The sequence below is a fragment of the Microbacterium maritypicum genome (assembly GCF_041529975.1).
Classification (GTDB): Bacteria; Actinomycetota; Actinomycetes; order Actinomycetales; family Microbacteriaceae; genus Microbacterium.
Window position 1 is genome coordinate 2,355,307 of sequence record NZ_CP168030.1, and the last position, 24,328, is coordinate 2,379,634.

At 68.9% G+C, this 24,328-nt stretch carries 21 protein-coding genes; 13 read left to right on the forward strand and 8 right to left on the reverse strand.

Annotation, left to right across the window (positions count from 1 at the left end):
- Positions 1–5: 5 nt before the first annotated feature.
- Positions 6–644 carry a phosphatase PAP2 family protein gene (locus tag ACCO44_RS11440; RefSeq protein WP_372466623.1) on the reverse strand — a complete coding sequence of 213 codons (639 nt, stop codon included), beginning with the start codon at positions 642–644 and terminating at the stop codon, positions 6–8.
- A 181-nt stretch (positions 645–825) separates the two neighbouring features.
- Here ACCO44_RS11440 and ACCO44_RS11445 point away from each other — a divergent pair, with 181 nt between their 5' ends.
- From ACCO44_RS11445 to holA, 3 genes are read left to right on the forward strand one after another with little or no spacing between them, the layout of a single operon-like run.
- Positions 826–1,422 carry a ComEA family DNA-binding protein gene (locus ACCO44_RS11445; RefSeq protein ID WP_372466624.1) on the forward strand — a complete coding sequence of 199 codons (597 nt, stop codon included), beginning with the start codon at positions 826–828 and terminating at the stop codon, positions 1,420–1,422.
- Positions 1,419–3,743 (forward strand): ComEC/Rec2 family competence protein, encoded by a 2,325-nt coding sequence (locus ACCO44_RS11450; protein ID WP_372466625.1) that lies wholly within the window; start codon positions 1,419–1,421, stop codon positions 3,741–3,743. Before ACCO44_RS11445 ends, ACCO44_RS11450 begins: the two co-directional genes overlap by 4 nt.
- Positions 3,744–3,786: 43 nt before the next feature.
- The gene (gene holA / locus ACCO44_RS11455) at positions 3,787–4,827 is read left to right on the forward strand and encodes a DNA polymerase III subunit delta (protein ID WP_029261696.1); all 1,041 of its coding nucleotides are present in this window, start codon (positions 3,787–3,789) and stop codon (positions 4,825–4,827) included.
- 97 nt (positions 4,828–4,924) lie between these two features.
- On the opposite strand, the gene rpsT is transcribed toward holA, so the two are convergent.
- Positions 4,925–5,185: a 30S ribosomal protein S20 gene (rpsT, locus tag ACCO44_RS11460; protein ID WP_029261697.1), complete on the reverse strand. Its 261-nt coding sequence runs from the start codon at positions 5,183–5,185 to the stop codon at positions 4,925–4,927.
- A 222-nt stretch (positions 5,186–5,407) separates the two neighbouring features.
- On the opposite strand from rpsT, the gene ACCO44_RS11465 reads away from it, so the two are divergent.
- Together ACCO44_RS11465 and ACCO44_RS11470 are read left to right on the forward strand one after the other, a co-directional pair.
- Entirely contained in the window at positions 5,408–6,778 is a 1,371-nt protein-coding gene (locus tag ACCO44_RS11465) for a glycoside hydrolase family 1 protein (protein ID WP_372466626.1), read from the forward strand.
- Positions 6,775–8,010 carry an MFS transporter gene (locus ACCO44_RS11470; RefSeq protein ID WP_372466627.1) on the forward strand — a complete coding sequence of 412 codons (1,236 nt, stop codon included), beginning with the start codon at positions 6,775–6,777 and terminating at the stop codon, positions 8,008–8,010. Before ACCO44_RS11465 ends, ACCO44_RS11470 begins: the two co-directional genes overlap by 4 nt.
- Here the strand turns inward: ACCO44_RS11470 and ACCO44_RS11475 are convergent.
- From ACCO44_RS11475 to ACCO44_RS11495, 5 genes are read right to left on the reverse strand one after another with little or no spacing between them, the layout of a single operon-like run.
- A complete protein-coding gene (locus tag ACCO44_RS11475) occupies positions 8,005–8,736 on the reverse strand; it encodes an alpha/beta fold hydrolase (protein WP_372466628.1) in 732 nt (243 codons plus the stop codon). The genes ACCO44_RS11470 and ACCO44_RS11475 overlap by 6 nt on opposite strands.
- A 42-nt stretch (positions 8,737–8,778) precedes the next feature.
- Positions 8,779–9,357 (reverse strand): PH domain-containing protein, encoded by a 579-nt coding sequence (locus tag ACCO44_RS11480; protein ID WP_372466629.1) that lies wholly within the window; start codon positions 9,355–9,357, stop codon positions 8,779–8,781.
- Complete coding sequence (locus ACCO44_RS11485) at positions 9,354–11,456, reverse strand: dipeptide ABC transporter ATP-binding protein (protein WP_372466630.1); 2,103 nt, start codon at positions 11,454–11,456, stop codon at positions 9,354–9,356. The genes ACCO44_RS11480 and ACCO44_RS11485 overlap by 4 nt, the downstream gene beginning before the upstream one ends.
- Positions 11,407–12,324 (reverse strand): ABC transporter permease, encoded by a 918-nt coding sequence (locus tag ACCO44_RS11490; protein ID WP_372466631.1) that lies wholly within the window; start codon positions 12,322–12,324, stop codon positions 11,407–11,409. Before ACCO44_RS11490 ends, ACCO44_RS11485 begins: the two co-directional genes overlap by 50 nt.
- Position 12,325: 1 nt before the next feature.
- Positions 12,326–13,306 (reverse strand): ABC transporter permease, encoded by a 981-nt coding sequence (locus tag ACCO44_RS11495; protein ID WP_029261704.1) that lies wholly within the window; start codon positions 13,304–13,306, stop codon positions 12,326–12,328.
- A gap of 365 nt (positions 13,307–13,671) precedes the next feature.
- Between ACCO44_RS11495 and ACCO44_RS11500 the strand changes: the two genes are divergently transcribed.
- The 5 genes from ACCO44_RS11500 (at position 13,672) to hemW (ending at position 19,822) form a co-directional block, all read left to right on the forward strand.
- Positions 13,672–15,402: an ABC transporter family substrate-binding protein gene (locus ACCO44_RS11500; RefSeq protein ID WP_051662504.1), complete on the forward strand. Its 1,731-nt coding sequence runs from the start codon at positions 13,672–13,674 to the stop codon at positions 15,400–15,402.
- A 115-nt stretch (positions 15,403–15,517) separates the two neighbouring features.
- Positions 15,518–17,371, forward strand: coding sequence for a translation elongation factor 4 (gene lepA / locus ACCO44_RS11505; RefSeq protein ID WP_029261706.1), 1,854 nt, complete (start codon positions 15,518–15,520; stop codon positions 17,369–17,371).
- Positions 17,372–17,374: 3 nt separating this feature from the next.
- The gene (locus tag ACCO44_RS11510) at positions 17,375–17,860 is read left to right on the forward strand and encodes a DUF1990 family protein (protein ID WP_146114797.1); all 486 of its coding nucleotides are present in this window, start codon (positions 17,375–17,377) and stop codon (positions 17,858–17,860) included.
- Positions 17,861–17,951: 91 nt separating this feature from the next.
- The gene (locus ACCO44_RS11515) at positions 17,952–18,605 is read left to right on the forward strand and encodes a DUF1990 family protein (RefSeq protein WP_029261708.1); all 654 of its coding nucleotides are present in this window, start codon (positions 17,952–17,954) and stop codon (positions 18,603–18,605) included.
- On the forward strand, positions 18,605–19,822 hold the full coding sequence (gene hemW, locus ACCO44_RS11520; RefSeq protein WP_372466633.1) for a radical SAM family heme chaperone HemW: 1,218 nt from the start codon (positions 18,605–18,607) through the stop codon (positions 19,820–19,822). Before ACCO44_RS11515 ends, hemW begins: the two co-directional genes overlap by 1 nt.
- Positions 19,823–19,841: 19 nt before the next feature.
- Here the strand turns inward: hemW and ACCO44_RS11525 are convergent, their stop codons facing one another.
- Positions 19,842–21,260, reverse strand: a complete 1,419-nt coding sequence (locus ACCO44_RS11525) for a carboxylesterase/lipase family protein (protein ID WP_372466634.1) — start codon at positions 21,258–21,260, stop codon at positions 19,842–19,844.
- Positions 21,261–21,363: 103 nt separating this feature from the next.
- On the opposite strand from ACCO44_RS11525, the gene hrcA reads away from it, so the two are divergent.
- From hrcA to ACCO44_RS11540, 3 genes are read left to right on the forward strand one after another with little or no spacing between them, the layout of a single operon-like run.
- Positions 21,364–22,395, forward strand: coding sequence for a heat-inducible transcriptional repressor HrcA (gene hrcA / locus ACCO44_RS11530; protein WP_372466635.1), 1,032 nt, complete (start codon positions 21,364–21,366; stop codon positions 22,393–22,395).
- A 38-nt stretch (positions 22,396–22,433) separates the two neighbouring features.
- Positions 22,434–23,549, forward strand: coding sequence for a molecular chaperone DnaJ (dnaJ, locus tag ACCO44_RS11535; protein ID WP_105710102.1), 1,116 nt, complete (start codon positions 22,434–22,436; stop codon positions 23,547–23,549).
- Positions 23,550–23,551: 2 nt separating this feature from the next.
- The gene (locus tag ACCO44_RS11540; RefSeq protein WP_372466636.1) at positions 23,552–24,280 is read left to right on the forward strand and encodes a 16S rRNA (uracil(1498)-N(3))-methyltransferase; all 729 of its coding nucleotides are present in this window, start codon (positions 23,552–23,554) and stop codon (positions 24,278–24,280) included.
- Positions 24,281–24,328 lie beyond the last annotated feature (48 nt).

Consider the following 24,328-nt stretch of genomic DNA (forward strand, 5'->3'; position numbering starts at 1 on the left):
CGCCGTCATCCCCTTCGCGCTGCTCTGCGGGCCTGAACGACGCGCATGATCGCCTCGATGCCGATGACGCCGAGAAGCGGGACGGCCACGCCGAGGATCGCTCCGAGGGCGATGTCGTGGACGTAGTGGACGCCCTGTGCGACGCGTCCGACGGCGACGACGGAGGCGAGCGCGATCGCCGACCATGTGAGCCACGACCGTCCGACGGCGACGGCGATCACTGCGGCGGCGCCGAATGCGAGGGTCGCGTGGTTCGAGGGCAGCGACCAGTCTCCGGGCGGCGGGCACTCACCGGCGATCTGCCAGACCGCGCACGGACGCGCCTGGGCGAAGAGCAGCTTTCCGCCCTCGCTCAAGAGGTAGGCCAGGACCACGCCGACGGCGGAGGCTGCGATGTGCACGCGTCGTTCATGGTGGTTCCACCATGCACGAGCCATGACCGCTGCCGTGGCGGCGGCGAGCAGGAGGAGCCCCGCTTCGGAGATCAGCTCGACCGCGGGGACGGCCGAGCCTGCAGAGCTGAGCCATCGGGTGCCGACCACGCTGAGGCTCCCCGGCAACGGGACGATCAACAGGAGGGCGGCGAGTGCCGAGGCGATGCCCAGGGGCAGGACGGAGCGCACGGACAGACGAGTGGAGGGCATGCTCACGACGCTACGGACAGTGGGCTCGGGTGAGCATCGGTCGGAGGATGTAGCCGGGTCGGTCGTGCGGCTGAGTTGCGCGGGTCGGTGCTCCTCTGCACCATCTGCGCCCGACGGCGGTTGTCCACGGCTCCGGTCTGTGGGGTACGGGGAGTCTGCCTCGCGCACCTAGCTTGGCCGGATGGCATCCCCGCAAGCACCACCTCCGCCGCGGCGTCGACTGCGTCTGAGCATCGGCGCCGGGGTGGTACTCGCGCTCGTGGTGCTGTCTGCCGCCGTCGGCCTCGGCATCCTCCGCGGCCAGGCCGCGCCGACCGCATCCGTACCGTTGACGGAAGCCGCGACGGCCGCCGGCGCGTCCGGTGAGCTGTACGTGCACGTCCTGGGCTCCGTCACCCATCCCGGCCTCTACGTGCTGGACCTGGACGCCCGCCTCGTCGATGCGCTGGCAGCGGCCGGGGGAGCCACCGATGATGCCGACCTGGCGGCGGTCAACCTCGCGAGGCTGCTCGAAGACGGCGAGCAGATCGTCGTCCCGGCCGTCGGCGCAGCGACCGATGCACCGGGAGCGGGGCCGCCGGGTGACGACCGCGTCGACCTCAACACCGCGGATCAGGCCGCCCTGGAGACGCTGCCGCGCATCGGTCCGACGCTGGCGGAGCGGATCATCGCCTGGCGCGACGAGAACGGGCGCTTCGGGTCCGTCGACGACCTGCTCGCGGTTCCCGGCATCGGCGAGAAGCTGCTCGCCGGCCTGCGCGACGGAGTCAGGGTGTGAAGGCGCGCGACCTCCGTCTCCTCCCTCTCGCGCTGGTTGTCTGGGGCACCGCCCTGCTCTGCGTACTGATACCCGAGGCGGCCTGGTGGTGTGCGGCCGCCTGCGGTCTCGTGGCGAGTCTGGTGCTGATGCTGCTCGTCCGGTGCCCGCGAACCTGGGTCTCGCGGCTGACCGGCGGTCTGGCCGTCGTGCTTCTCGCGGGAGCCTCGGCCGCGGCCTTGACGGTCGGGTTCGCCCTCCCCGCACGGGAGGAGGCGATGTCCTGGGACGGTCGCGTGGTGGAGGCCACAGGGGAGATCACCTCCTCGGCGTCGGTCGGTCGCGACGGGCGGCTGTGGTTCGAGGCATCGACATCCACGCTCGGACCGCCGGGGCGCGCGAGCGATTCGTCGGCGCCCGTGCGCATCGGAGTGGACCCGGGCGACGGGTTCGACCTCGGCGCGCGCATCCGCGTCATCGGCGAGGCCGCCGCCACCGATGCGGGCGAGCGATCGGCGCTCGTGGTCTTCGCGAACGATGCCGAGTTCGTCGAGCCGGCATCGGGAGTGTTCGGCGTCGCAGCGGCGCTCAAGCACGCCTTCGTCGAGCGCTCCCTGCGGCTTCCCGAGCCCGGGGCGGGCCTTCTGCCGGGCCTCGCCGTGGGGGACACTCGGGCGGTGTCGATCGAGCTGAACGACGACATGCGCACGAGCGGTCTCAGTCACCTCACCGCGGTGAGCGGGGCGAACTGTGCGATCGTCGTCGGCGGGATCTTCTGGATCGCCGCCCTGTGCGGTGCGGGGCGAATGCTGCGGGTCGTCCTCGCTGTCGTGGGGCTTGCCGGGTTTGTCGTCCTCGTCACGCCGGAGCCGAGTGTGATCCGTGCGGCGGTCATGGCGGCCGTCGGGATGCTCACCCTACTTCTGGGCAAACCGAGCGCCGGAGCCGGCATGCTCTCGCTGTGCGCGGCGGGCATCCTCCTCGTCGACCCCTGGCTGGCCGCCACGCCGGGATTCGCACTCTCGGTCGCGGCCTCCGGAGCGTTGATCCTGCTCGCGCCTCCGCTCGCACGGGGGTTCGGCCGGATCATGCCCGGACCGGTGGCTCTGGCTCTCGCGGTCCCTTTTGCCGCACAGTTGGCCTGCGGCCCGATCATCGCCCTCTTCGCCGAGCAGCAGTCTCTCATCGGCATCGCCGCGAACATCATCGCGGCGCCCGCGGCCCCGATCGCCACCGTCGTCGGGCTGCTGGCATGTCTGGCCGCTCCGTTGCCGGGTCTCGCTGATCTGCTGGCGTCGTCCGCCTGGCTGCCCGCTGCCTGGATCGCGGCGACGGCGACGACGACCGCTCGCCTGCCGGGAGCACAGCTGTTGCTGCCCGCCGGGATCGGCAGCGCACTGCTCGTGGGTCTCGTGAGCGTGTGCATCGCGGTCGTCGTCATCAGATCCGGTCGACCGGGCACGGGAGCGGCGATCGGGCGTGGGGGACTCATCGTGCAGCGAGCCGCGGCGGCGGTCCTGATCGTCGTGCTCTCGCTCGCCGGCGCCCGGGTGCTCCTTGACGGACCACTCGCCACGGCCACGACGCCGGAGGGGTGGGCGATCGCCGCATGCGACGTCGGACAGGGCGATGCGCTGCTCGTGCGCTCGGCGGCGAGAGTGGCGCTGATCGACACGGGGCCCGCCCCGGAGCCGCTGGCGGCGTGTCTGCGGTCTCTCGGCATCGGACACATCGACCTTCTCGTCCTCACGCACTACGACCTCGACCACGTCGGCGGTGTCGCCGCCGTGCAGGGACGGGTGGGCGCGGTCCTCCACGGGCCGGCGCTCGAGGAGGACGAACGACGTCTCCTCGCCGACCTCGCCGCCTCGGGTGCACAGGTCGACGAGGCGTGGGCAGGCCAACGCGGCGACCTCGGCGATGCCGCGTGGCGAGTGCTCTGGCCGGTGCGGGGTTCGGCCGCCTTTCCGGCCGGCAACGACGCGAGCGTGGTGATGGAGTTCGATGGGGGAGGAGTGCCTCGGTCGCTCTACCTCGGCGACCTCTCGGCCGCACCCCAGCGGATGCTGCTCCGCACCGCTCGGCTGGGTCACTACGACGTCGTCAAAGTCGCCCATCACGGCAGCGCGGACCAGCACGCGGGTCTCTATGAGGCCGTGCAGGCTCGCGTGGCGCTGTTCAGCGTGGGAGCGGACAACGACTACGGCCATCCGCGCATCGAGACGCTCGACCTCCTGTCGGCGACCGGGGCGCAGGCGCTGCGCACCGATCGGCAGGGACGGAGCCTCCTCGGCACCGGCGACAGCGAGCTGCAGGTGTGGACGGAGAAGGTTGCTCCATGAGCGAGCGGGCAGCGGTGTCGGCGACCGCCGGTAGTCTGGATCCATGGCAGCTTCGCGTCCCCCTTCCCGCGGTGGTGCGAAACCCACGAAGGTCCCCCAGGTCTCCTGGCGAGAGCCTCGTCCCGCTCCGCTCGTGCTCGTCTCCGGGCCGGAAGAGGTCTGCGCCGAGCGCGCGATCGCCGGCGTCCGCGACTATCTCCGCGCCGAGGACCCCGCCCTCGAGGTCAGCGATGTGCGCGCCGACGACTACGCGCCGGGAACGCTGCTGTCCCTCACCTCCCCGTCCCTTTTCGGCGAACCACGCCTGGTTCGTGTCTCGGGCGTGGAGAAGTGCTCCGATGCTTTCATCCAGGAAGCGGTGTCGTACCTCGACAACCCGCAGGAGGGGGCGACCGTCATCCTCCGGCACACGGGGGCGAGCGTGCGCGGCAAGAAGCTGCTCGATGCGGTCCGCGCCGGCACCGGTGGAGGCATCGAGATCGCCTGCCCGGCGATCAAGCGCGACGGCGACCGGGTCGACTTCGCAGCGGGGGAGTTCCGCACCGCCAAGAAGCGCATCGCGCCGGCGGCGCTCCGTGCGCTGGTCTCCGCGTTCGCCGATGACCTCACCGAGCTGGCGGCGGCCTGCCAGCAGCTCATCGGAGACGTCGAGGGCGACATCTCCGAAGAAGTCGTCACCAAGTACTACGGCGGGCGCGTCGAAGTGTCGGCGTTCGTCGTTGCCGACACGGCGATCGCCGGCCGCTACGGTGAGGCGCTGGTCGCGCTCCGCCACGCACTGTCATCCGGTGCTGATCCGGTGCCGATGGTCGCAGCCTTCGCGATGAAGCTCCGCACCATGGCGCGGGTCGCCGGAAACCGCGAACCGAGCCGCCAACTCGCTCAGCGCCTGGGTATGAAGGACTGGCAGGTCGATCGTGCCCGCCGTGACCTCGCCGGGTGGAACGAGCGTTCGCTCGGAATGGCGATCCAGGCCACAGCGCGCGCCGACGGTGAGGTCAAGGGTGCCGCCCGCGATCCGATCTTCGCGCTCGAGCGCATGGTCACGGTGATCGCCACTCGTCGACCGTTCGGTGAGGAATAGTCACGCGTCCTCGCTCCGCAGAACGCCGCGGATCACTGCCGAAGAGCGAAGAAGGCCCGCCCCGAAGACGGGACGGGCCTTTCTCAGAAGCTTCAGCTCAGAGAGAAGCGACCTGCTTGGCGAGAGCCGACTTGCGGTTCGACGCCTGGTTCTTGTGCAGGACACCCTTGCTGACGGCCTTGTCGAGCTTGACGGCGGCCTTCTTCAGGCCGGCTTCGGCTGCGGCCTTGTCGCCGGCGGTAACTGCCGTGCGAGTCGTGCGGATGACCGTCTTGAGCTCGCTCTTCACGGCCTTGTTACGCTCGCGCGCCTTCTCGTTGGTCTTGTTGCGCTTGATCTGCGACTTGATGTTTGCCACGTGTGGACGCTTTCTGTACAGGAGTGTTCGGAATGCCGGCAGCAGAAGAGGGCTGCTGCACGGCGGTCGTGAGGGAAGAACCCACACGCAAGCCAAGAGCCGAGTCTACCAGCAGAGGGGGTGTAGACGCGAAACGGCCGACGGATTGCGAAACTCCGTCGCGGATCTCATGGTACTGGGTGCAGAATCATCACTATCCCGACACCGCTGTCAAGGAGCCAGATGACCCCCGAACGCGTTCCTCCGTCCGTGCCCGCAGGCCTTCGCTGGTCCGCCGCGACCTCCGCCTTCCAGATCGAGGGATCGCGTCCGACGGGAAGCACGGGACGCTCCATCTGGGACGACTTCCTCGAGAGGCCCGGCGCGATCATCGACGGATCGACGGCGGATCCGGCCTGCGACAGCTATCGGCATCCCGAAGCCGATGTGGCCCTCGCCGCGGGGTTGGGACTCGACCGCTATCGGTTCTCGATCCCTTGGGCGCGCGTGCAGCCGGACGGCCGAGGAGTCGGTGACAAGACCGCCCTCGATCACTACTCGCGGCTGGTCGACCTTCTCCTGGAGGCGGGAGTCGCGCCGTTCCCGACCCTTTTCCACTGGGAAATGCCGAGCGCGGTCGAGGTCGACGGCGGCTGGCTCGAGCGCGACACCGCCGAGCGCTTCGCCGACTACGTGACGATTGTGGCCGACCGCCTCGGTGATCGCGTGCGGCAGTGGTACACCCTCAACGAGCCGGCCATGACGACGTTGCAGGGATACGCGGTCGGCGCACTCGCGCCGGGGAGACAGCTGCTCTTCGGCGCGCTGCCGACCGCCCACCACCAGCTGCTCGCCCATGCCCGCGCTGCCTCCGTGCTGCGGGAGCGAGGCGCCTCCGCCGTCGGGCTCGCGAACAACCACACGTGGGTGCTTCCGCTGCACGACACAGCCGACGACCACCAGGCGGCCGCGCTCTACGACCTGATCCACAATCGGGTCTTCAGCGAGCCGCTCCTCACCGGCACCTACCCGGACCTGGAGTCGCTGGGCCTCCCGCCGATGCCGGTGCGCGACGGGGACCTCGAGGAGATCGGCGGCTCGATCGACTTCTACGGCATCAACTTCTACAACCCCACGACCGTGACGGCAGCAGCGGAGGGGAGTCCCATCCCCTTCGACATCGTGCCCACTCCCGGGGCTCCCGTCACCGGCTTCGGTCCCGAGTGGCCGATCGTGCCCGGAGCCCTCCGCGACCTCCTGGTCGACCTGCATGCCCGGCACCCCCGTCTTCCCCCGGTCATCATCGGTGAGAACGGAGCCTCGTTCCCGGAACCGCCGCGCGCCGGCCGCGTCGACGACACGGACCGGATCGCGTATCTGGCCGGGCACCTCGCCGCCGTCGGGGAGGCGATGGCAGCCGGAGTCCCCGTGGAGGAGTACACGGTGTGGTCACTGCTCGACAACTGGGAGTGGGCCGACGGCTACACCCAGCGGTTCGGGCTCGTCCACGTCGACTTCGAGACGGGGGAGCGGACGCCCAAGGCCTCCTACGACTGGTATCGCGACGTCATCGCGAGTGCGCGCGCAGCGGCAGCGACGGCGGTGGGGAGATGACCGAAGTCACCGGCACGCGCACCGTTCGAGCGGGAGCACGATGGATGTCGCTCTTCACGCTGGCGTGGCTCGCGATCTGGACCGTGCAGCTCACGCCGGTGCAGCTGCTCCTTCCCCTGCAGCTGGACACGCCGGAAGACGACTGGATCCGCGGCGTCGTCTCTTCCGGTCTGGTTCTCGGAATCGGCGGGCTCGCCGGCATCATCGCCGGTCCCGCGGCCGGAGCGCTCTCCGATCGTGCGGCGGCGGGGCGCCACCGTCGCCGTCCGTGGGCGCTCGGCGGCGTTCTGTTCACCGCGGTCTGCCTCGTCCTGACCGGATACGCGGAAGGTCCCTGGGCGGTCGGCGCCGGATGGGTGGGCGTGTCGATCGGCGTCGCGGTCTCGTCTGCCGCCTTCACCGCTCTCATCGCCGACCAGCTGCCGTCCACGCAGCGCGGTGCGGCCTCCGCGGCGGTCGGTTCCAGTCAGGCCGTCGGCATCGTGCTCGGCGTCGGCCTCGTCGTTCTCCTCGGACTCGGCATCCGCGACGGCTACCTGCTGCTCGCCGGCGTGATCGCGGTCATCGGATCGGCAGCCGCCCTGCTCCTGCCCGACCCGCCGAGTGTCGAGGCGATGCGCCCGAAGACGGTGGGGCGCCGTCGGCTGGCGTCTCTGCGCGACCGGGATTTCGCCTGGATGCTCTCCGGTCGCCTGGTGACGAACATCGGCAATGCACTCGGGACGGCGCTGTTCCTGTTCTTCCTCCTGCACGGGCTCGGCCAGCCGAGTGCCGTCGCGCAGGACAACCTCCTACTGCTCATCGTCGTGTACACGGTCTTTGTGGTGATCGCGTCCGTGGTGACCGGTCTCGTCTCCGACCGTACGGGCAATCGGCGCACGCTCGCGGTCGCCGCCACGGTGGTGCAGGCGGCATCGGGCGTTGCGATCGCGCTGGTGCCGACGTTCGAGATGACGATGGTGGCCGCGGCTCTGATGGGGCTCGGGTACGGCGCGTTCTCGACGGTGGGACTCGCCTTCGCCGCCGATCTGCTGCCGGATGAACAGGACCATGCGCGTGACCTCGGGATCGTGAACGTCACGGCCGCCCTCGGCCAGCTGATCGGACCGGTGCTCGGGGCCGCGCTGGTCGCCCTGGTCGGCGGGTTCTGGCTGGTGTTCGTCGCGGCAGCGGTGCTGTCCCTGGTCGGGGGACTGCTCACGGCGTTCGCGCGGGAGCCGAAGCGCTCATGACGGCTCTGCGTCCTGCTCCACCGTCGCGATCGCGAGCTGCAGCACCGCGTTGAAGATCCGCGGCCTCATGGCCGTGACCAGGTGGGTCGTGCGGGGGACGATGATCAGCTCGGCGTGTGAGGCGAGACGACGGAAGAGCGTCTCGTTCAGACGCAGCTGGTCGTACTGACCGTTCACGAACCAGAGGGGGATCTTGATGCGGGGGACCGCGGCGGCGACGTCGAGAGCTGCGAGGCTGCGGAGCGCGGCATCCTGCGTGTCGAGTGCGTAGCCGCCTGCGGCGAAGTCCGACCGCGTCTCGGCGGGGATGGTGGCCTCGAGCATCCGCGCGGTGAGCCACATCCCGCGGTCGGGGAGCGAGTCCACGGCCCTCGCGAAGAGCCGATAGGCACGCAGGCCCGCGCCGGAGGGGAGCGAGGTGCACGCGGCCGCGACCAGTCCGGCGACCGGCGGCGTCTCCGCGCCGCCGACGTAGGCGAGGCAGAGGAGCCCGCCCATCGAATGCCCGACGAGCACGACGGGCCCCTTCTCCGCCGCAGCGCGAACCGCGACGTCGATCGTGTGCAGCGCCTCATGGAGCGTGAAGTCCTCGCCCATCCGGGTGCCGTGTCCCGGCACGTCGACGGCTGTGGCGCCGTATCCGTGCGCTTCCAGATAGGCGAGCTGCGCGCGCCACATGGTGGCGGACGTGCGGATGCCGTGCACGAGGACGATCTGTGCGCTCACGCGTTCAGCTTAGGATCTCGGCGTCTATGCCGAGACCCCGCGTCACAACAACAGGCCGGCTGCTGTGACGCCGAGAGCCACGGCGAGGGCGAGAGCGAGAAGAGGCAGCCACGCAACGCTCACGGTTCGCGCCGCCTCACCCGTCGGAGCCCGCCCGACGTCATCACGCGCGTGGTCGATCGCCTCCACCACACCGACGAAGGCGCGGGAACGATGGGACGTCGACACGTCGGCTTCCCGGTCCCGACGCGGCCGGACGGTGGGTGAACCCCAGGCGCGGATCGCGGTGCCGTCCGTCAACTCGACGACGAGCTGATACCGCACGTGGAGCTCGGCCACCTCGTGCCACGGGATCGTGTGTGTGCGGAAGACGTTGACCACGGTGAGCGTGGCAGGCGCGACGATCACGCACGGCCGGATCAGCAGCATCCAGCACCCGAGCAGCACCACTCCCATCCAGGGGAGGGAGAGGAGCACTATCGCCCACTCCGCGCGAACGGCCGCATCGATGAGCAGGTAGGCGAAGAGCGCCGCCAGAACACCGCTGATCCACCAGCCCGATGCACCGCGGATGACGATGCGGTCAGTGCCGCGGCCGCTCACGCCGTCACCACGGATCACGCGGTCTGCAGGATGTCCTGCTCCGCCCAATGGCAGGAGACGTCGCGTCCTTCCACGGGGCGCAGCTCGGGAGAAACGGTCTCGCATTCGGCCTGCTGTGCGGGAGGAAGGATCGCGTAGAGCGGGCACCGTGAGCGGAACGCGCACCCCGTGATCGTCTCGGTCGGCGATGGCAGGTCTCCGGAGAGGAGGATGCGCTCGCGCGTCCGCTCGATCTGCGGGTCGGGGATCGGCACGGCCGACAGCAGCGCGCGCGTGTACGGGTGGCGCGGGTTGCTGAAGATCGCGTCGACATCGCCGTACTCGATGATGCGCCCGAGGTACATCACGGCGACGTCATCGGCGATGTGGTGCACCACGGCGAGGTCGTGTGCGACGAACAGGTAGGAGAGTCCCAGCTGCTGCTTCAGATCCTCGAGCAGGTTGATCACGCCGGCCTGCACCGAGACGTCGAGCGCGGAAACCGGCTCGTCGAGGACGAGGATCTTCGGTTCGACGACGAGCGCACGCGCGATTCCGATGCGCTGGCGCTGACCTCCGGAGAACTCGTGCGGGTAGCGACGGGCATAGCTCGGCTCGAGACCGACGAGCTCGAGCATCCGGCGCACGCGGCGCGAGATCTCCTTCGCCGGGACGTCGTGCACGGTGAGCGGTTCGCCGATGAGTTCTTCGACGGTCATACGCGGGTCGAGCGAGGCCGCCGGGTCCTGGAACACGATCTGGATGTCGGTCCGGAGCGCGCGACGCTGTGAAGCGGAGAGCGTGGCCGTGTCGATGCCGTTGACGGAGACGCGCCCCGACTGCGGCTGGGCGAGTTCCATCACCTCCATGACGGTGGTCGACTTTCCGCAGCCCGATTCTCCGACCAGGCCGAGGGTCTTGCCGCCGTCCAGCTCGAAGCTGACGCCGTCGACCGCGCGGACGGTGCCGATGCGGCGGCGGAAAACGGTGCCCTTGGTGAGCGGGTAGTGCCGCTTCAGGTCTTCGACCTTGAGCACGGTGCCGCGGGTCTCGACCTCGCGGACGACCTCTTCGACCGGGGCAGGCGGGGAGAAGACCTCGTCGCGGGGGAGCCGGCCGTCGACGATCTCCTCCGCACGGATGCACGCCGCGGACTGCAGCGGTGCGACGGGGACGAGATCGGGTTCGATGTCGTGGCACGCCGAGATCACGGCGGGGCAGCGATCGGCGAACGGGCAGCCGGTGGGCACCTCAGTCAGCAGCGGCGGACGTCCCTCGAGCGGGACGAGACGTTCGGAGGCCCCGTTGGCGATGCTCGGCATCGAGCGCAGGAGTCCGATCGTGTACGGCATCGCCGGACGTGCGAACAGTTCGTCGACCGGTGCGGTCTCCACGATGCGGCCCGCGTACATCACGGCCACGCGATCCGCGTTGCCGGCGACGACGCCGAGATCATGCGTGATGAGCACCACGGCAGCGCCGGTGATTTCCTTCGCTTTCTGGAGCACATCCAGGATCTGGGCCTGGATGGTGACATCCAGTGCCGTCGTCGGCTCGTCCGCGATGATCAGCTTCGGATCGTTCGCGATGGCGATCGCGATCATCGCGCGCTGGCGCATGCCGCCCGAGAACTCGTGCGGGAACGACTTCACCCGTCGGCGCGGCTCCGGGATACCGACGATGTCGAGCAGCTCGACCGCGCGGGCCTCCAGAGCCTGGCTGCTGAGCCCGGGCTGGTGCAGCTTGAGGCCCTCGATGATCTGCTGACCGATCGTGTAGACCGGCGTCAGTGCCGAGAGCGGGTCCTGGAAGATCATCGCGATGTCGGAACCGCGCATCTTCGACAGCTGCCGGTCGGTGGAGCCGAGGAGCTCGGTGCCGTCGTACGTGATGGAGCCCGAGACGTTGGCGGTGCTCGGGAGGAGGCCCATGACCGCCATCGACGACACGGACTTGCCCGAACCGGACTCACCCACAATGGCGAGGAACTCGCCGCGATTGACCTCGTAGTTCACACCGCGGACGGCGTGGACGGTGCGGGCCTTCGTCTCGAAGGTGACGTTGAGGTCGCGGACGCGAAGCAGGGGTTCAGGCACGGTTGTTCTCCGAGGTCGGGTCGACGGCGTCACGCAGGGCATCTCCGAGCAGACTCGACGCGAGCACGGTGGCGACGAGGATGATCGCCGGCGGGATGAAGAGCCAGGGACGGGTGGTCGCCGCGGCGCTTCCCGCAGCGAGCAGCGTTCCGAGTGACACGTCGGGCGGCTGGATGCCGAAGCCGAAGTAGCTGAGTGTGGTCTCGGCGAGGATCGCGGCGCCGACACCCAGCGTCGCGTCGATGATCAGCAGCGATGCCACGTTGGGGATGATGTGGCGGCGGATGATGGTGAAACCGCCGACGCCCATGAAGCGAGCCGCCTTGACGTAGTCGCGCTCGCGCAGCGACATGGTCTGACCGCGGATGACTCTCGCGAGCACCATCCATCCGAAGAGGGGGAGGAACACGACGAGCGCGACCCAGGCCAGGTCCTTGAAGAGTGGGCTCAGCAGCACGAGGATGTAGAAGCTCGGCAGCACGAGGAGCAGGTCGATGATCCAGACGATCACCCGGTCCCAGACACCGCCGACGTACCCGGCGATCGCGCCGACGAGCCCGGCGATGAGTGCCGTGACCGGTCCGACGATGAGGCCGATGAGCAGGGACTTCTGCAGACCCGCCATCGACTGGGCGAAGATGTCCTGCCCGATCGTGTCGGTGCCGAACCAGTGGTCGAGGCTCGGCCCCTTGTTGAACGCGAGATAGTCCTGGTCGGTGGACGACCACGGGTAGAGCAGCGGTCCGACGTACGCGAGCAGGAACATCAGCACGAGCACGCCGGCGCCGATCCAGGCCCGCTTGGTCGAGAACGTGCGGACCAGGATCAGCCGCCACCGGGGGATCGAGGGAGATTCCTCCTTCTCCGGCTCGAGCGGTGGAGCGTCGAGCTGTGTGGGATCGAGCGTCATGTCACATCCTCACTCGGGGGTCGAGGGCCGCGTAGAGGACGTCGGCCAGCGTGCCCGCGATGAGCACCAGGATCGCGGCGAACAGGATGGATCCGGTCGCGGCGTTGATGTCGTTGTTCGACACGGAGTCGATGAGGTATTCGCCCATGCCGTGCCAGCTGAAGATCTTCTCCGTCACGGCCGCGCCCGCCAGGATGGTGCCGAACGAGTAGGCGAAGAAGGTCGACATGGGGATCAGTGCGACGCGCACGCCGTGACGCATGATGGCGGATCCGCGGGTGCGGCCCTTCGCGCGTGCCGTGCGGATGAAGTCCGAGGACAGCACGTCGAGCATCGCGCTGCGCTGGTACCGGGAGTAGGAGGCTGCCGCGGTCACGGTGAGCGCGATCGTGGGCAGCAGCAGATGCGCTATTCGATCGCCTATGACGGGCCAGAACCCGGTGACCCCGACGCTGTACTCGCCGGTGAAGTTGATGAGCTGCTGACCGGACGCGTTGTTGACCCAGGTCGCGCCGATCATGAGGAGTACCGCGATCACGAAGATCGGCGTCGCGAGAACGGTGAACGACGCGTAGGTGATGATCTGATCACTCGCGCGGTACTGGCGGATGGCTCCCCATACACCGAGCAGGATGCCGAAGATCGCGCCGAGGATGGAGCCGATGATCAGCAGTCGGAGGCTCGTGCCGGCCCGTTCGATGATGTCAGCCGTCACCTCGGTGCTGCGAGTGGAGATTCCGAGGGAGCCGGTCGTGACGAACTGGACGAGCCAGTCCCACATGCGCTGTAGCAGAGAGACGTCAGGATTGACGCCCATCTTGTCGAGCGCGGCGTCGATGCTGGACTGCGGGACGGGGGGATTCTTGCCGAGGAACCGTGCCGCCGGCTGAAGTGTGGTGGAGACGAGGGCGTAACCGGCCAACGTGGCGATGACGGTGAGGATGAGATAGTTCACCAATCGCTTGGCGATGAATCCAATCATGGAGCTCCTTCGGCGCGGGATCGCCGCGCACCCGACATCTGTTGCGGCCTCGCTACTCTAGGCACCCGAGTCCCGCTTTCCAAAACTCCGGCATATCCTCTTCGATCGCTGGCAGGCTCCCTATGTTGCCATGTTCACGGTGGTCAGGCTGGCGCGACGCGGTGTCAGCCACGACGCGACCCCGTTTCAGCCACACGATCCTGCGGCTTGAACGACAACTAGGTAACGATCCGGACAACACGTGCCTGACATGCCGGTGTACGGGGCGATTATCGATGATGTTGCTCCATAGCCGGTCGCTGTCTTCGGTACCGGCTCGGACGAGTCCTGTGCAGTCTGCACGAAACGATAGAAGGGGGAGATCGATGAAGTCGAACTCCAAGAAATGGGCGGGCCTCGCCGGGATCGCCGCGGTCGCGCTGGCGCTCTCTGCGTGCGCGCCCGCCACGAACGGCGGAAACGAGGGGGACGGCGGTTCCTCGCCCGAGGCGCTTCCCGGGACCGGCTGGGTCGCCGCAGACCGCGACGCCGTCAAGGACGGCGGCACGCTCAACCTGCCGCTCGACGAGACGCCGGCCAACTGGAACCTCTACAACCTCGATTCCGGCACCGTCGACGACAACACGATCGCGAGCCTGTTCACCCCCGGTTTCGTCGTCGTGAACGAGGACGGCAGCTGGGAAGCCGACCCGAACTTCGCCACGTCGGTCGAGCTCAAGAGCGAGGACCCTCAGGTCGTCGAGGTCAAGATCAACCCCGACGCCGTCTGGTCCGATGGCACTCCCATCGGTGTCCAGGACTTCCAGGGCCAGTTCAACGCCCTGAACGGTAAGAACGAGGCGTACGCCCCGACGTCCACCAACGTCTGGTCCGACATCGCCTCCGTCGAGGCCGGTGAGAACGACCAGGATGTGCTGATCACGTTCGCGAACAAGAACGCCGACTGGCCCTCCATCCTCGGCACCGGCACGATCTACCCTCGTTGGCTCACGGAGACGCCGGAGAGCTTCAACACCGCGTGGGCGAACGGTCCGTTCGCTGCTGACGGTTCGACCTACGTCTCCGGCGGTCCGTTCATCGTCAGCAAGTTCGACGCGACCGGCAAGACCATCACGTTCGAGCCGAACCCGACGTGGTGGGGCGACAAGCCGAAGCTCGACACGATCAACTACAAGGCGACCGACCGGTCGACCGTCGGCCAGGCGTTCGCCAACAAGGAGTTCGACGCCGTTCCGATCAACTCCAGCGTCGACACGCTCGAGTCCGCGAAGGCGCGCTCCGACTCCGAGATCCTGAACTCGAAGGGTGTGACGTACAGCCACGTCACGCTCAACGGCACCGCCGGCGTGTTCGAGGACGTCGAGGTCCGTCAGGCCTTCGCGAAGTCGCTCGACCGTCAGATCATGGCTCAGGCCGTCATCGAGCCGCTGGGTGTCGAGCCCGAGGTCCTGAACAACCTCATCTTCCTCAACGGCCAGAACGGCTACGAAGACGACGGCGCGGACATCGCGTTCGATGTCGACGCCGCGAAGAAGCAGCTGGAAGACGCCGGCTGGGTCGAGGGCGACAAGGGCATCCGCGAGAAGGACGGCACCAAGCTGACCGTTCGCCTCGTGATCCCCTCGGAGACCCCGAACTCGGCGATCCTCTCGCAGCAGATCCAGCCGATGGCCGCCAAGGCGGGCTTCGACGTCAAGATCGACACCGTCCCGTCGGCCGACTTCTTCACGAAGTACATCACGACCGAGACGCGTGACTTCGAGGCGACGATCTTCGCGTGGCAGGGTACGCCGTACCCGATCTCCTCGACGGAATCGATCTTCAACCCGGCCGACTCGGGGCAGAACTTCCCCGGTGTCGCGGATGAGCGTCTGGACGATCTGTGGGCGAAGGCCAACGCCGAGCTCGACCCCGAGGCGCGCCTCGAGATCGCGAAGGAGATCGACAAGATCATCATGGGCGAAGCCGTGACGATCCCGCTCGCGGCACGACCGAACCAGTACGCGATCGCCGACGGCCTCGTGAACTACGGTCCCTCGCAGTTCGAGTCGGTCACCGGCGCGAAGTTCTGGGAGAACGTGGGCTGGGCCAAGTAAGCCCCGTTCGCACCCCACACTGGGCGGTCCCTTCGGGGCCGCCCAGTGTGCTTTCCCCGGCACAGCAGCGCGCGAATCGGGGATTCACACCGCCTGACCGTAGAATCGAGGGGACATGTCCCCACGCGCTCTCACACCTCTTCAGCCTGCCTCGACGCCGGCTGCGCAGATCCGCAATTTCTGCATCATCGCCCACATCGACCACGGCAAGTCCACCCTCGCCGACCGGATGCTCCAGATCACCGGTGTCGTCTCGGATCGCGACATGCGGGCCCAGTACCTCGACCGGATGGACATCGAGCGCGAGCGCGGCATCACGATCAAGAGCCAGGCCGTGCGCATGCCCTGGGAACTCGACGGCCAGACCGTCGCCCTGAACATGATCGACACCCCCGGCCACGTCGACTTCACCTACGAGGTATCGCGCTCGCTCGCGGCCTGCGAGGGTGCGATCCTGCTCGTGGACGCGGCGCAGGGCATCGAGGCCCAGACGCTGGCGAACCTCTACCTTGCGCTGGAGAACGACCTCCACATCATCCCGGTGCTCAACAAGATCGACCTGCCGGCGGCCGACCCCGAGAAGTACGCGAAGGAGCTCGCATCCCTCATCGGCGGCAAGCCCGAGGACGTGCTCCGCGTCTCGGGCAAGACCGGCGTCGGCGTCGAGGAGCTGCTCGACCGGCTCGTCAAGGAGATCCCCGCCCCGAAGGGCGACGCGGACGCGCCGGCGCGCGCGATGATCTTCGACTCGGTCTACGACGCCTACCGCGGTGTGGTCACCTATGTGCGCATGGTGGACGGCAGCCTCTCGCCCCGCGAGCGCATCCAGATGATGTCGACCGGAGCGAATCACGAAGCGCTCGAGGTCGGTGTGTCGAGCCCGGAGCCGACCCCGACCAAGGGACTCGGGGTGGGCGAGGTCGGCTACCTGATCACGGGTGTGAAGGACGTGCGTCAGTCGAAGGTCGGCGACACGATCACGACGTCGCGCAAGCCCGCGTCCGAGGCGCTTCCGGGGTACACGGACCCCAAGCCCATGGTGTTCTCGGGTCTGTACCCGATCGACGGCAGCGACTACGCGGAGCTGCGTGAGGCGCTCGACAAGCTGAAACTCTCCGACGCCTCGCTCGTGTACGAACCGGAGACCTCGGTGGCCCTCGGCTTCGGCTTCCGCTGCGGATTCCTCGGTCTCCTGCACCTGGAGATCATCACCGAGCGTCTCGCGCGAGAGTTCGACCTCGACCTCATCACCACCGCGCCCAGCGTGATCTACGAGGTGCTCACGAGCGACACCGGCGAGACCGTCACCGTGACCAACCCGAGCGAGTACCCGGATGGGCGCATCGGCTCGGTCTCGGAGCCGATGGTGAAGGCGGCGATCCTGCTGCCCAAGGACTACGTCGGCACCGTCATGGAGCTGTGCCAGTCCCGTCGCGGGACGCTGCTCGGCATGGAGTACTTCTCGGAGGAGCGGGTCGAGCTGCGCTACAACATGCCGCTCGGTGAGATCGTGTTCGACTTCTTCGATCAGCTCAAGTCCAAGACGCAGGGCTACGCCTCCCTCGACTACGAACCGTCCGGACAGCAGGAGGCCGACCTGGTCAAGGTCGACATCCTCCTCCAGGGCGAGAAGGTCGACGCGTTCAGCTCGATCGTGCACCGCGACAAGGCCTACGCCTATGGCACGATGATGGCCGAACGCCTGCGCAAGCTCATCCCTCGCCAGCAGTTCGAGGTGCCGATCCAGGCCGCGATCGGTGCGCGCATCATCGCCCGAGAGACGATCCGCGCGATCCGCAAGGACGTGCTCGCCAAGTGCTACGGCGGTGACATCACCCGCAAGCGCAAGCTCCTCGAGAAGCAGAAGGAGGGCAAGAAGCGCATGAAGATGGTCGGTCGCGTCGAGGTCCCCCAGGAGGCGTTCATCGCCGCGCTGTCGGGCGACGTCGAGGGCAAGGACAAGAAGTAGCACGTGCCGCTACCGGCCTACGAGCGGGGAATCACGCGTCATCCTGTCGCGACAGCGCCGGTGGGCATGCGGATCGCCGAGCATTCGACCGTGGTCGATCCGGCGGCGCGCGATGCCGTCGCGGCGTTGGTGTGCTCGTGGGAGTTCAAACGACGCGCCGGATTCGCGGTGCCGTCCGAGGAGCCGACACCGGGACTCGAAGGGGTGCTCGCGAAGCGCCTGCTCGGCATCCGCTTCGTCGAGCCGGTGCGTATCGTCTGGGCCGATGAGAGCGGCTTCGGCTACGAGACGCGACCCGGGCACCCGATCTACGGCGAGGAGTCGTTCCGGATCGACGAGCGCGGTGTGTTCACAGCGCGGTCCATCTCCTGCCCTTCCACCGCACTCTGGCGTGTTCTCGGTCCTGCCCTGCGGATGGTGCAGCGCGCGACCCATGCGCGCTACGTGAAGATCGTGCAGGCCGAAGCAGCGGCTTCCCGCACGCAGTGACGCTCGACTGAGCGGGTTCACTGACCGAAGATGTGTCGCCGTGCGGCGCGTGGGGGTGTTCGCTCAGGCAACGGGAAGTAGGCTGGAACTCATGCGGCGCGGGACTTTCCGAGACGACACGGTGGACTATGCGGCCGTGGGTGCGACCCACGCGCCCGATCTGATGCAGTACCCGCCGGAGCGCAGCATCCCGGCGGAGGAATCCTGGCGGATCGGTAGCGGCAGCGAGCGCTTCCAGACCGCCGGTGAAGCGCTGCTCTCGTGGACGGCGCAGCGCGCGGCCGGACTCTCCGTCGAAGACGTGCGTCCGGCGCCCGGCCCCGCCTACGCGGGGGTGAGCTTCGACGCGGAGGGCAACCCGATCGCGCCGAGCAAGCGTGACGTCGAGCCCCGCTACGACGCGGAGGGCATGCCCTTCGTCGGCGCGGGGATGACTCTTCATCTGCGCGGTCGCGTCGGCAGCATGCGTGCGGACGCGGAGCTGCGCGTGATCTCGGTGACCGAGGAGACCCGGCGCATCGGCTTCGTCCTCGGCACCGTCGGCGGATCCGTCGTCCGTGGCGAGGAGTCCTTCGACGTGGACTGGCGTGAAGACAACGACGAGGTCTGGTTCACCGTCCGCGCCTTCGACGCTCCGCACGCGCTGCTGTACCGCACCGTGCCGGCGCTCGTGAAGCGCCGTCGTCGTGAGCTCTTCGCGCGCTACCTCCGCGCGATCTCCCCGCTCTACGCGACCCCCCTGTGATGGCGGGACCGCTTCCTCTGGGAGACCCTGCGCCGGCTGACGGACATCTGCCCGACGACCTTCCCGTCGACACGAGCGTGCCCTTCTCGGCTTACCTGCACATCCCCTTCTGCACGGTGCGCTGCGGTTACTGCGACTTCAACACCTACACGTCGACCGAGCTCCGCGGCGCCAAGCAGGAGGACTACGCATCGACGCTGATCTCCGAGATCGGCCTCGCCCGTCGAGTGTTGGCCGATGCGGGGGCGCTGCGGCCGATGGACACCGTCTTCTTCGGCGGGGGTACGCCCACACTGCTGCCGGCCGGCGATCTCGCGCGGATGCTGGAGGCCGCGACCTCAGCTTTCGGACTGGCGGAGGGCGCGGAGGTCACGGTCGAGGCGAACCCCGATACGGTGACGCCCGCGGTCGCGCGTACGCTGGCCGCCGCCGGAGTGACGCGGATGTCGGTGGGCATGCAGTCGGCCGTGCCGCACGTGCTCGCCTCGCTCGACCGCACGCACCGGCCCGAGAACGTGACCACCGCGGTCGCCGCGGCCAAAGACGCGGGTCTCGCCGTCAGCGTCGATCTGATCTACGGGGCGCCGGGGGAGTCGCTCGCCGACTGGGAAGCCTCGCTCGACGCGGCGCTCGCGCTGGAGTCCGACCACATCTCCGCGTACGCGCTGATCATCGAGGACGGCACGAAGCTCGCTCGCCAGATCCGCCGCGGAGAGGTTCCGACCCCCGATGACGACCTGCAGGCCGACATGTACGAGCTCGCCGACGCCCGTCTCGCGGCGGGGGGCTTCGACTGGTACGAGGTCAGCAACTGGGCACGCACGCCCGAGCAGCGGTCGCGGCACAATCTCGCGTACTGGCGCGGGAGTGACTGGTGGGGCTTCGGCCCCGGAGCGCACAGCCACGTCGCCGGGCTGCGCTGGTGGAACGTCAAGCATCCGGCGGCATACGCACAGCGGCTCGCGGCATCCGAGTCACCCGCAGCCGGCACGGAACGACCGGACGCCGAGTCGCGGACGCTGGAGCGGATCCTGTTGCTGAGCCGCATCCGCGAGGGCATCGCTATCGACGAGGTGCCCGCCGCGAACCGACGCAGCGTCGCCGGGCTGATCGCCGACGGGCTCGTGGACCCGGCCGCCGCCATCCGCGGCCGTGTCCAGCTGACGCTTCGTGGTCGGCTCCTCGCCGATGCCGTCGTGCGCGAGCTCACCGACTGATCGGCCGATGCGGGCGGGCTCAGCCCGGGAGCAGGTCCATCCCCGCGGTCCGGCGCTGCGGAAGCGTCGCGCTCGTGGTGTCGAAGATGCGCGTCTGTCGGCCGGGCCCGTACGCCGGCCAGCCGGGGTCGCCGTTCGTGACGAATCCCACCCAGGCCGCGTTCATCTCGTCCGCAAGCGTCTGCGGCGCGTCGTGGCCCGCCAAGCGCACCGTCTCGTCGTCCGCGAGCCGATCGAAGACGAAGCCGAGCTCGAGTGCATGCGCGGCCCGCAGATCGCGAACCGGACTCTGCCACGCGAACTCGTACACGTGCGTGCGCTCCGGCCGCGCAGCCGCCAGGCGACTCAGTGGCGCCCGCAGCAGCATGTCCGTGACGAGCTGCCCGAACACCTCGCCGGTGTTCGCCCCGGGGAAGGCCGAGCGGTACTCGCGCACCGCGCGCTGCGGGATGCGGGAGAGGATCCGCGCCGCCTGCAGCTTCAGCTCGCTGATGCCGGCCAGAGCCGCGGGCGGGAACCACAACCGGTACTCGTCGGTGTTGCTGCCGATCAGGAGCGGCGTGTCGATGTCGCCGAGCACCTCGTGCGGTGAGCGCGGCAGGCTCTCCGGGTCGATCGAGAACTGGAAGCCGGGAGCTCCGCCCAACGGGGACGAGCCTGCGGACTGGGCTTTCCGCGCCTCGAGCAGCTGACCGGGTGAGAGCGCGGCGAACGAGTCACGGTCCGCCCGGACTCCGAGGTGCTTCGCGAGCTGTGCGGTCACCCGTCCCGCCTTCTTCGCCGGCTGTGCCGTGAGTGGCCCGGATTCGATGATCGCCCGATGGATCAGCTCGCGGGAAGCGTCTCGTGCGAGAAGCCCGGCGACGATCGCCCCGCCGGCGGATTCTCCCATCGCGGTGATCTGCGCGGGATCACCGCCGAACGCGGAGATCTCGCGGTGCACCCACTCCAGCGCCGCAGCGGCGTCGCGCAGTCCGAGGTTTCTCGGTGCACCTTCGAGTACCGAGAAACCCTCCGAGCCCAGGCGGTAATTGATGGAGACGAACACGATCCCCGCTTTCGCGAAGACCGTGCCGTCGTAGAGGGGCAGAGCAGCGGTGCCCCGTTCCAGCGCCCCGCCGTGGATCCACAGGAGCACCGGCGCCGCGGAGGCCCCGGACGGTGCCCAGACATTGGCCGTGAGGATGTCCTCGCCGTCGATATGCACGGAGCCGAGGAGCGCGCCGATCGCGCCGGCGTAGGGAAGCTGGGGTGCCGTGGGGCCGAACTGCGTCGCCTCACGGATGCCCTCCCACGCCGGTACCGGCCGTGGGGCGCGGAACCTGTTCTCGCCGAACGGTGGTGCAGCATAGGGGATGGCGAGGTAGCGGTCGACCCCCTCCTCCGCGGAGCCGCGGACGATGCCGCTCGACAACGTGGTCTGAGGTGAGGAGGTCATGAGCGTCATCCTAGGGTCGCGCATCCGCGCTACGGAGAATCCCGAGCTGCACGGGGTAGGATTGGCACTCTGAACGTCCGAGTGCCAGCGGAAGGGAAGGGCGATGGTCACAGAGCGAGGACTCCAGGTTCTCCGCGCGATCGTGCAGGACTACGTCGAGACCCACGAACCCGTCGGCAGCCGATCCATCGTCGACCGGCACTCCTTCGGCGTCTCGGCGGCGACGATCCGCAACGACATGGCGCTGCTCGAGGACGAAGAGCTCATCATGGCGCCGCACACCTCGTCCGGTCGGGTGCCGACCGACAAGGGCTACCGCGTCTTCGTGAATCACCTGGCGCAACTGCGGCCGCTCTCGTCCGCGCAGCGCTCGGCGATCGAGTCGTTCCTCGGCGAGCCCGCTGACCTCGACGACCTGATGGTGCGCACCGTGCGGGTGCTGACGCAGCTCACCGGTCAGGTGGCGCTCGCGCAGTACCCCTCGTTCGCACGTGCTCACGTCACGCACGTCGAGCTGGTGGCGTTGGCCCCCAATCGTCTCCTGATCGTCCTCGTGACGGACGCCGGCGGTGTGTCGCAACGCGTGGCCCAGCTGCCGGAGGCCATCGACGAGGCCGAGATGGCGGTGCTGCGCGCGCGCATGGCCGCCTTGATCACCGGTCACGGCATCGGCGAGGCCTCCGACCGACTGCAGGCACTGCTCGCCGTTCAGGACGCGCCGAAGGATCACGTGCTGCGCGCGATCGCGAGCGTCGTCATGGACGAGCTCAGCGGTTTCCGCCAAGAGCGTCTGGTGATGGCGGGAGCAGCCACCCTGGCCCGTCGCGAACAGGACTTCCGCGGCAGCATCCATCCGCTCCTCGAGGCGATCGAGGAGCAGGTGACCCTGCTGCGGCTGATGAGCGAGATGGTGACCGACGAGCACGGGCTCGCGGCCAGCATCGGCACCGAGAACGCGCCGTTCGGCCTCGGTGAGGCATCGATCGTCGCCAGCAACTACGCGGCACCCAGCGGCACCGCGCGCGTCGGCGTGATGGGGCCGACGCGGATGGATTATCCGAGCAATCTCGCGGCGGCGCGGGCGGTCGCCCGCTACCTGTCGCGGATGCTCGACGAAGACGAGGCCGGCCGCTGACGCGGTCGCGACCGGAAGACACACGCAGAAAGGCGATTGTGGCGGACCACTATGAGGTTCTCGGGGTGTCCCGAGACGCTTCCACCGACGAGATCAAGAAGGCGTATCGGCGCCTCGCGCGACAGCTGCATCCGGATGTGAATCCCGGTGAGGATGCGGCGGAGAAGTTCAAGCTCGTCACGCATGCGTACGACGTGCTGAGCGACGACGAGTCGCGGCGCCGCTACGACATGGGCGGAGGAGACGGCGCTGCCGGCAACTTCGGCGGATTCGGCGGGTTCGGCGACATCTTCGAGACCTTCTTCGGCGCCTCCCAGGGGGGCGGACGCGGGGCACGACCCCGATCGCGCCGGGAGCGCGGACAGGATGCTCTCGTGCGTGTCACGCTCGACCTCGGTGACGTCGTCTTCGGCGCGCACCGCGACATCGACGTCGATACCGCCGTGCTGTGCGAGACGTGTCAGGGCTCCTGCTGCCAGGAGGGTACGTCCCCCGTCACCTGCGACATCTGCGGCGGCTCCGGACACGTGCAGCGTCAGGTGCGCAGCCTGCTCGGCAACGTCGTCACCTCTCAGCCCTGCGGCACGTGCGAGGGCTACGGCACCACCATTCCGTTCCCGTGCGGCACCTGCGGAGGCCAGGGCCGCGTGCGCTCGCGTCGCACGGTCTCGCTCGACATCCCCGCCGGCGTCGAGACCGGCCTTCGCCTTCAGCTGCCCGGCTCGGGCGAGGTCGGCAAGGCGGGCGGCCCGAACGGCGACCTGTACGTCGAGGTCACGGTCAACGCCCACCCCGCTTTCAGTCGTGAGGGCGATGACCTGCTCGCCACGCTCGAGGTGTCGATGACCGACGCCATCCTCGGCACCGAGACCACGATCCAGGGGCTCGACGGCGAGGTCGACCTCGAGATCCGCGCGGGCGTGCAGTCCGGCGACGTGCTCACCATCAAGGGGCGTGGCATCACCCCGCTCCGGGGGACCCAGCGCGGAGACCTGCGCGTCGGCGTGCAGGTGCTGACGCCCACCCGGCTGGACTCCGCGCAGCGGGCGCTGATCGAGGACTTCGCGAAGAAGACCAAGGCGCCGGATCCGCAGCTCGCGCAGTTCCAGCCCGGTCTCTTCTCGAAGCTCCGCGACCGTTTCCGCAGCCACTGATCATGGCGCTGCACTTCCTGGTCGAGTCGTCGACGGATGCCGGAGTCGGCGACCTCGTGTCGTTGACCGGCGCTGAGGCGAAGCATGCCGCCGTCGTGCGGCGCCTGCGGGTCGGCGAGGCGGTCACGGTCGGCGACGGCGCGGGCGTGTGGCTGATCGGTGCGGCCGAAGAGGTGTCCCCGACCCGCGTCGAGGTGCGGATCTCCGACCGCGTCGAGCATCCGGCTCCGAGCCCTCGGATCGTTCTGGTCCAGGCGCTCGCGAAGGGCGACCGCGACGAGCTGGCCGTGCAGGCGGCGTGCGAGCTCGGCGTCGACGAGATCGTGCCGTGGCAGGCGAGCCGTAGCGTCTCCCGCTGGGAGGGGCCGAAGGCCGTCAAGGGGCGCGAGCGATGGGCGACCATCGTGCGCGAGGCCGCGAAGCAGGCCCATCGGGCCTGGCTGCCCGAGGTCATCGCACCGGTGTCGACGAAGCAGCTCGCCGAGCGGGCGTCTTCGCAGCGGGTGCTGCTCCTCGACCCCACGGCTTCCGTGCGTCTCTCCGAGATCACGGCCGACGGTCGCGATCTGGTGCTGGTCGTGGGGCCCGAAGGCGGGATCGCCGAGGAGGAGCTCGACCGGCTGACGGCCGCGGGCGCCGAAAGGGTGCTCCTGGGCGACACTGTGCTGCGGACCTCGACCGCGGGCCCGGCGGCGATCGCCGTGCTGTCGGTCGCGCTCGGACGCTGGTGAGCGCTGGTCCGGGCGTCGAGGGCGCCAGGGCGCCACGGACGCGGCGAT

Bases quoted from the DNA above. Each gene is read 5' to 3' on its own strand.
- ACCO44_RS11485 (WP_372466630.1), bottom strand. From the start codon at position 11,456: ATGCCCTGCGTGACGCCGTCGACCCGACCTCGGAGAACAACCGTGCCT.
- ACCO44_RS11465 (WP_372466626.1), top strand. From the start codon at position 5,408: ATGACCCCCGAACGCGTTCCTCCGTCCGTGCCCGCAGGCCTTCGCTGG.
- hrcA (WP_372466635.1), top strand. From the start codon at position 21,364: ATGGTCACAGAGCGAGGACTCCAGGTTCTCCGCGCGATCGTGCAGGAC.
- ACCO44_RS11500 (WP_051662504.1), top strand. From the start codon at position 13,672: ATGAAGTCGAACTCCAAGAAATGGGCGGGCCTCGCCGGGATCGCCGCG.
- hemW (WP_372466633.1), top strand. From the start codon at position 18,605: ATGGCGGGACCGCTTCCTCTGGGAGACCCTGCGCCGGCTGACGGACAT.
- ACCO44_RS11490 (WP_372466631.1), bottom strand. From the start codon at position 12,324: ATGACGCTCGATCCCACACAGCTCGACGCTCCACCGCTCGAGCCGGAG.
- ACCO44_RS11525 (WP_372466634.1), bottom strand. From the start codon at position 21,260: ATGACCTCCTCACCTCAGACCACGTTGTCGAGCGGCATCGTCCGCGGC.
- holA (WP_029261696.1), top strand. From the start codon at position 3,787: ATGGCAGCTTCGCGTCCCCCTTCCCGCGGTGGTGCGAAACCCACGAAG.
- ACCO44_RS11515 (WP_029261708.1), top strand. From the start codon at position 17,952: ATGCGGCGCGGGACTTTCCGAGACGACACGGTGGACTATGCGGCCGTG.
- lepA (WP_029261706.1), top strand. From the start codon at position 15,518: ATGTCCCCACGCGCTCTCACACCTCTTCAGCCTGCCTCGACGCCGGCT.
- ACCO44_RS11470 (WP_372466627.1), top strand. From the start codon at position 6,775: ATGACCGAAGTCACCGGCACGCGCACCGTTCGAGCGGGAGCACGATGG.
- ACCO44_RS11540 (WP_372466636.1), top strand. From the start codon at position 23,552: ATGGCGCTGCACTTCCTGGTCGAGTCGTCGACGGATGCCGGAGTCGGC.
- ACCO44_RS11440 (WP_372466623.1), bottom strand. From the start codon at position 644: ATGCCCTCCACTCGTCTGTCCGTGCGCTCCGTCCTGCCCCTGGGCATC.
- ACCO44_RS11445 (WP_372466624.1), top strand. From the start codon at position 826: ATGGCATCCCCGCAAGCACCACCTCCGCCGCGGCGTCGACTGCGTCTG.
- ACCO44_RS11495 (WP_029261704.1), bottom strand. From the start codon at position 13,306: ATGATTGGATTCATCGCCAAGCGATTGGTGAACTATCTCATCCTCACC.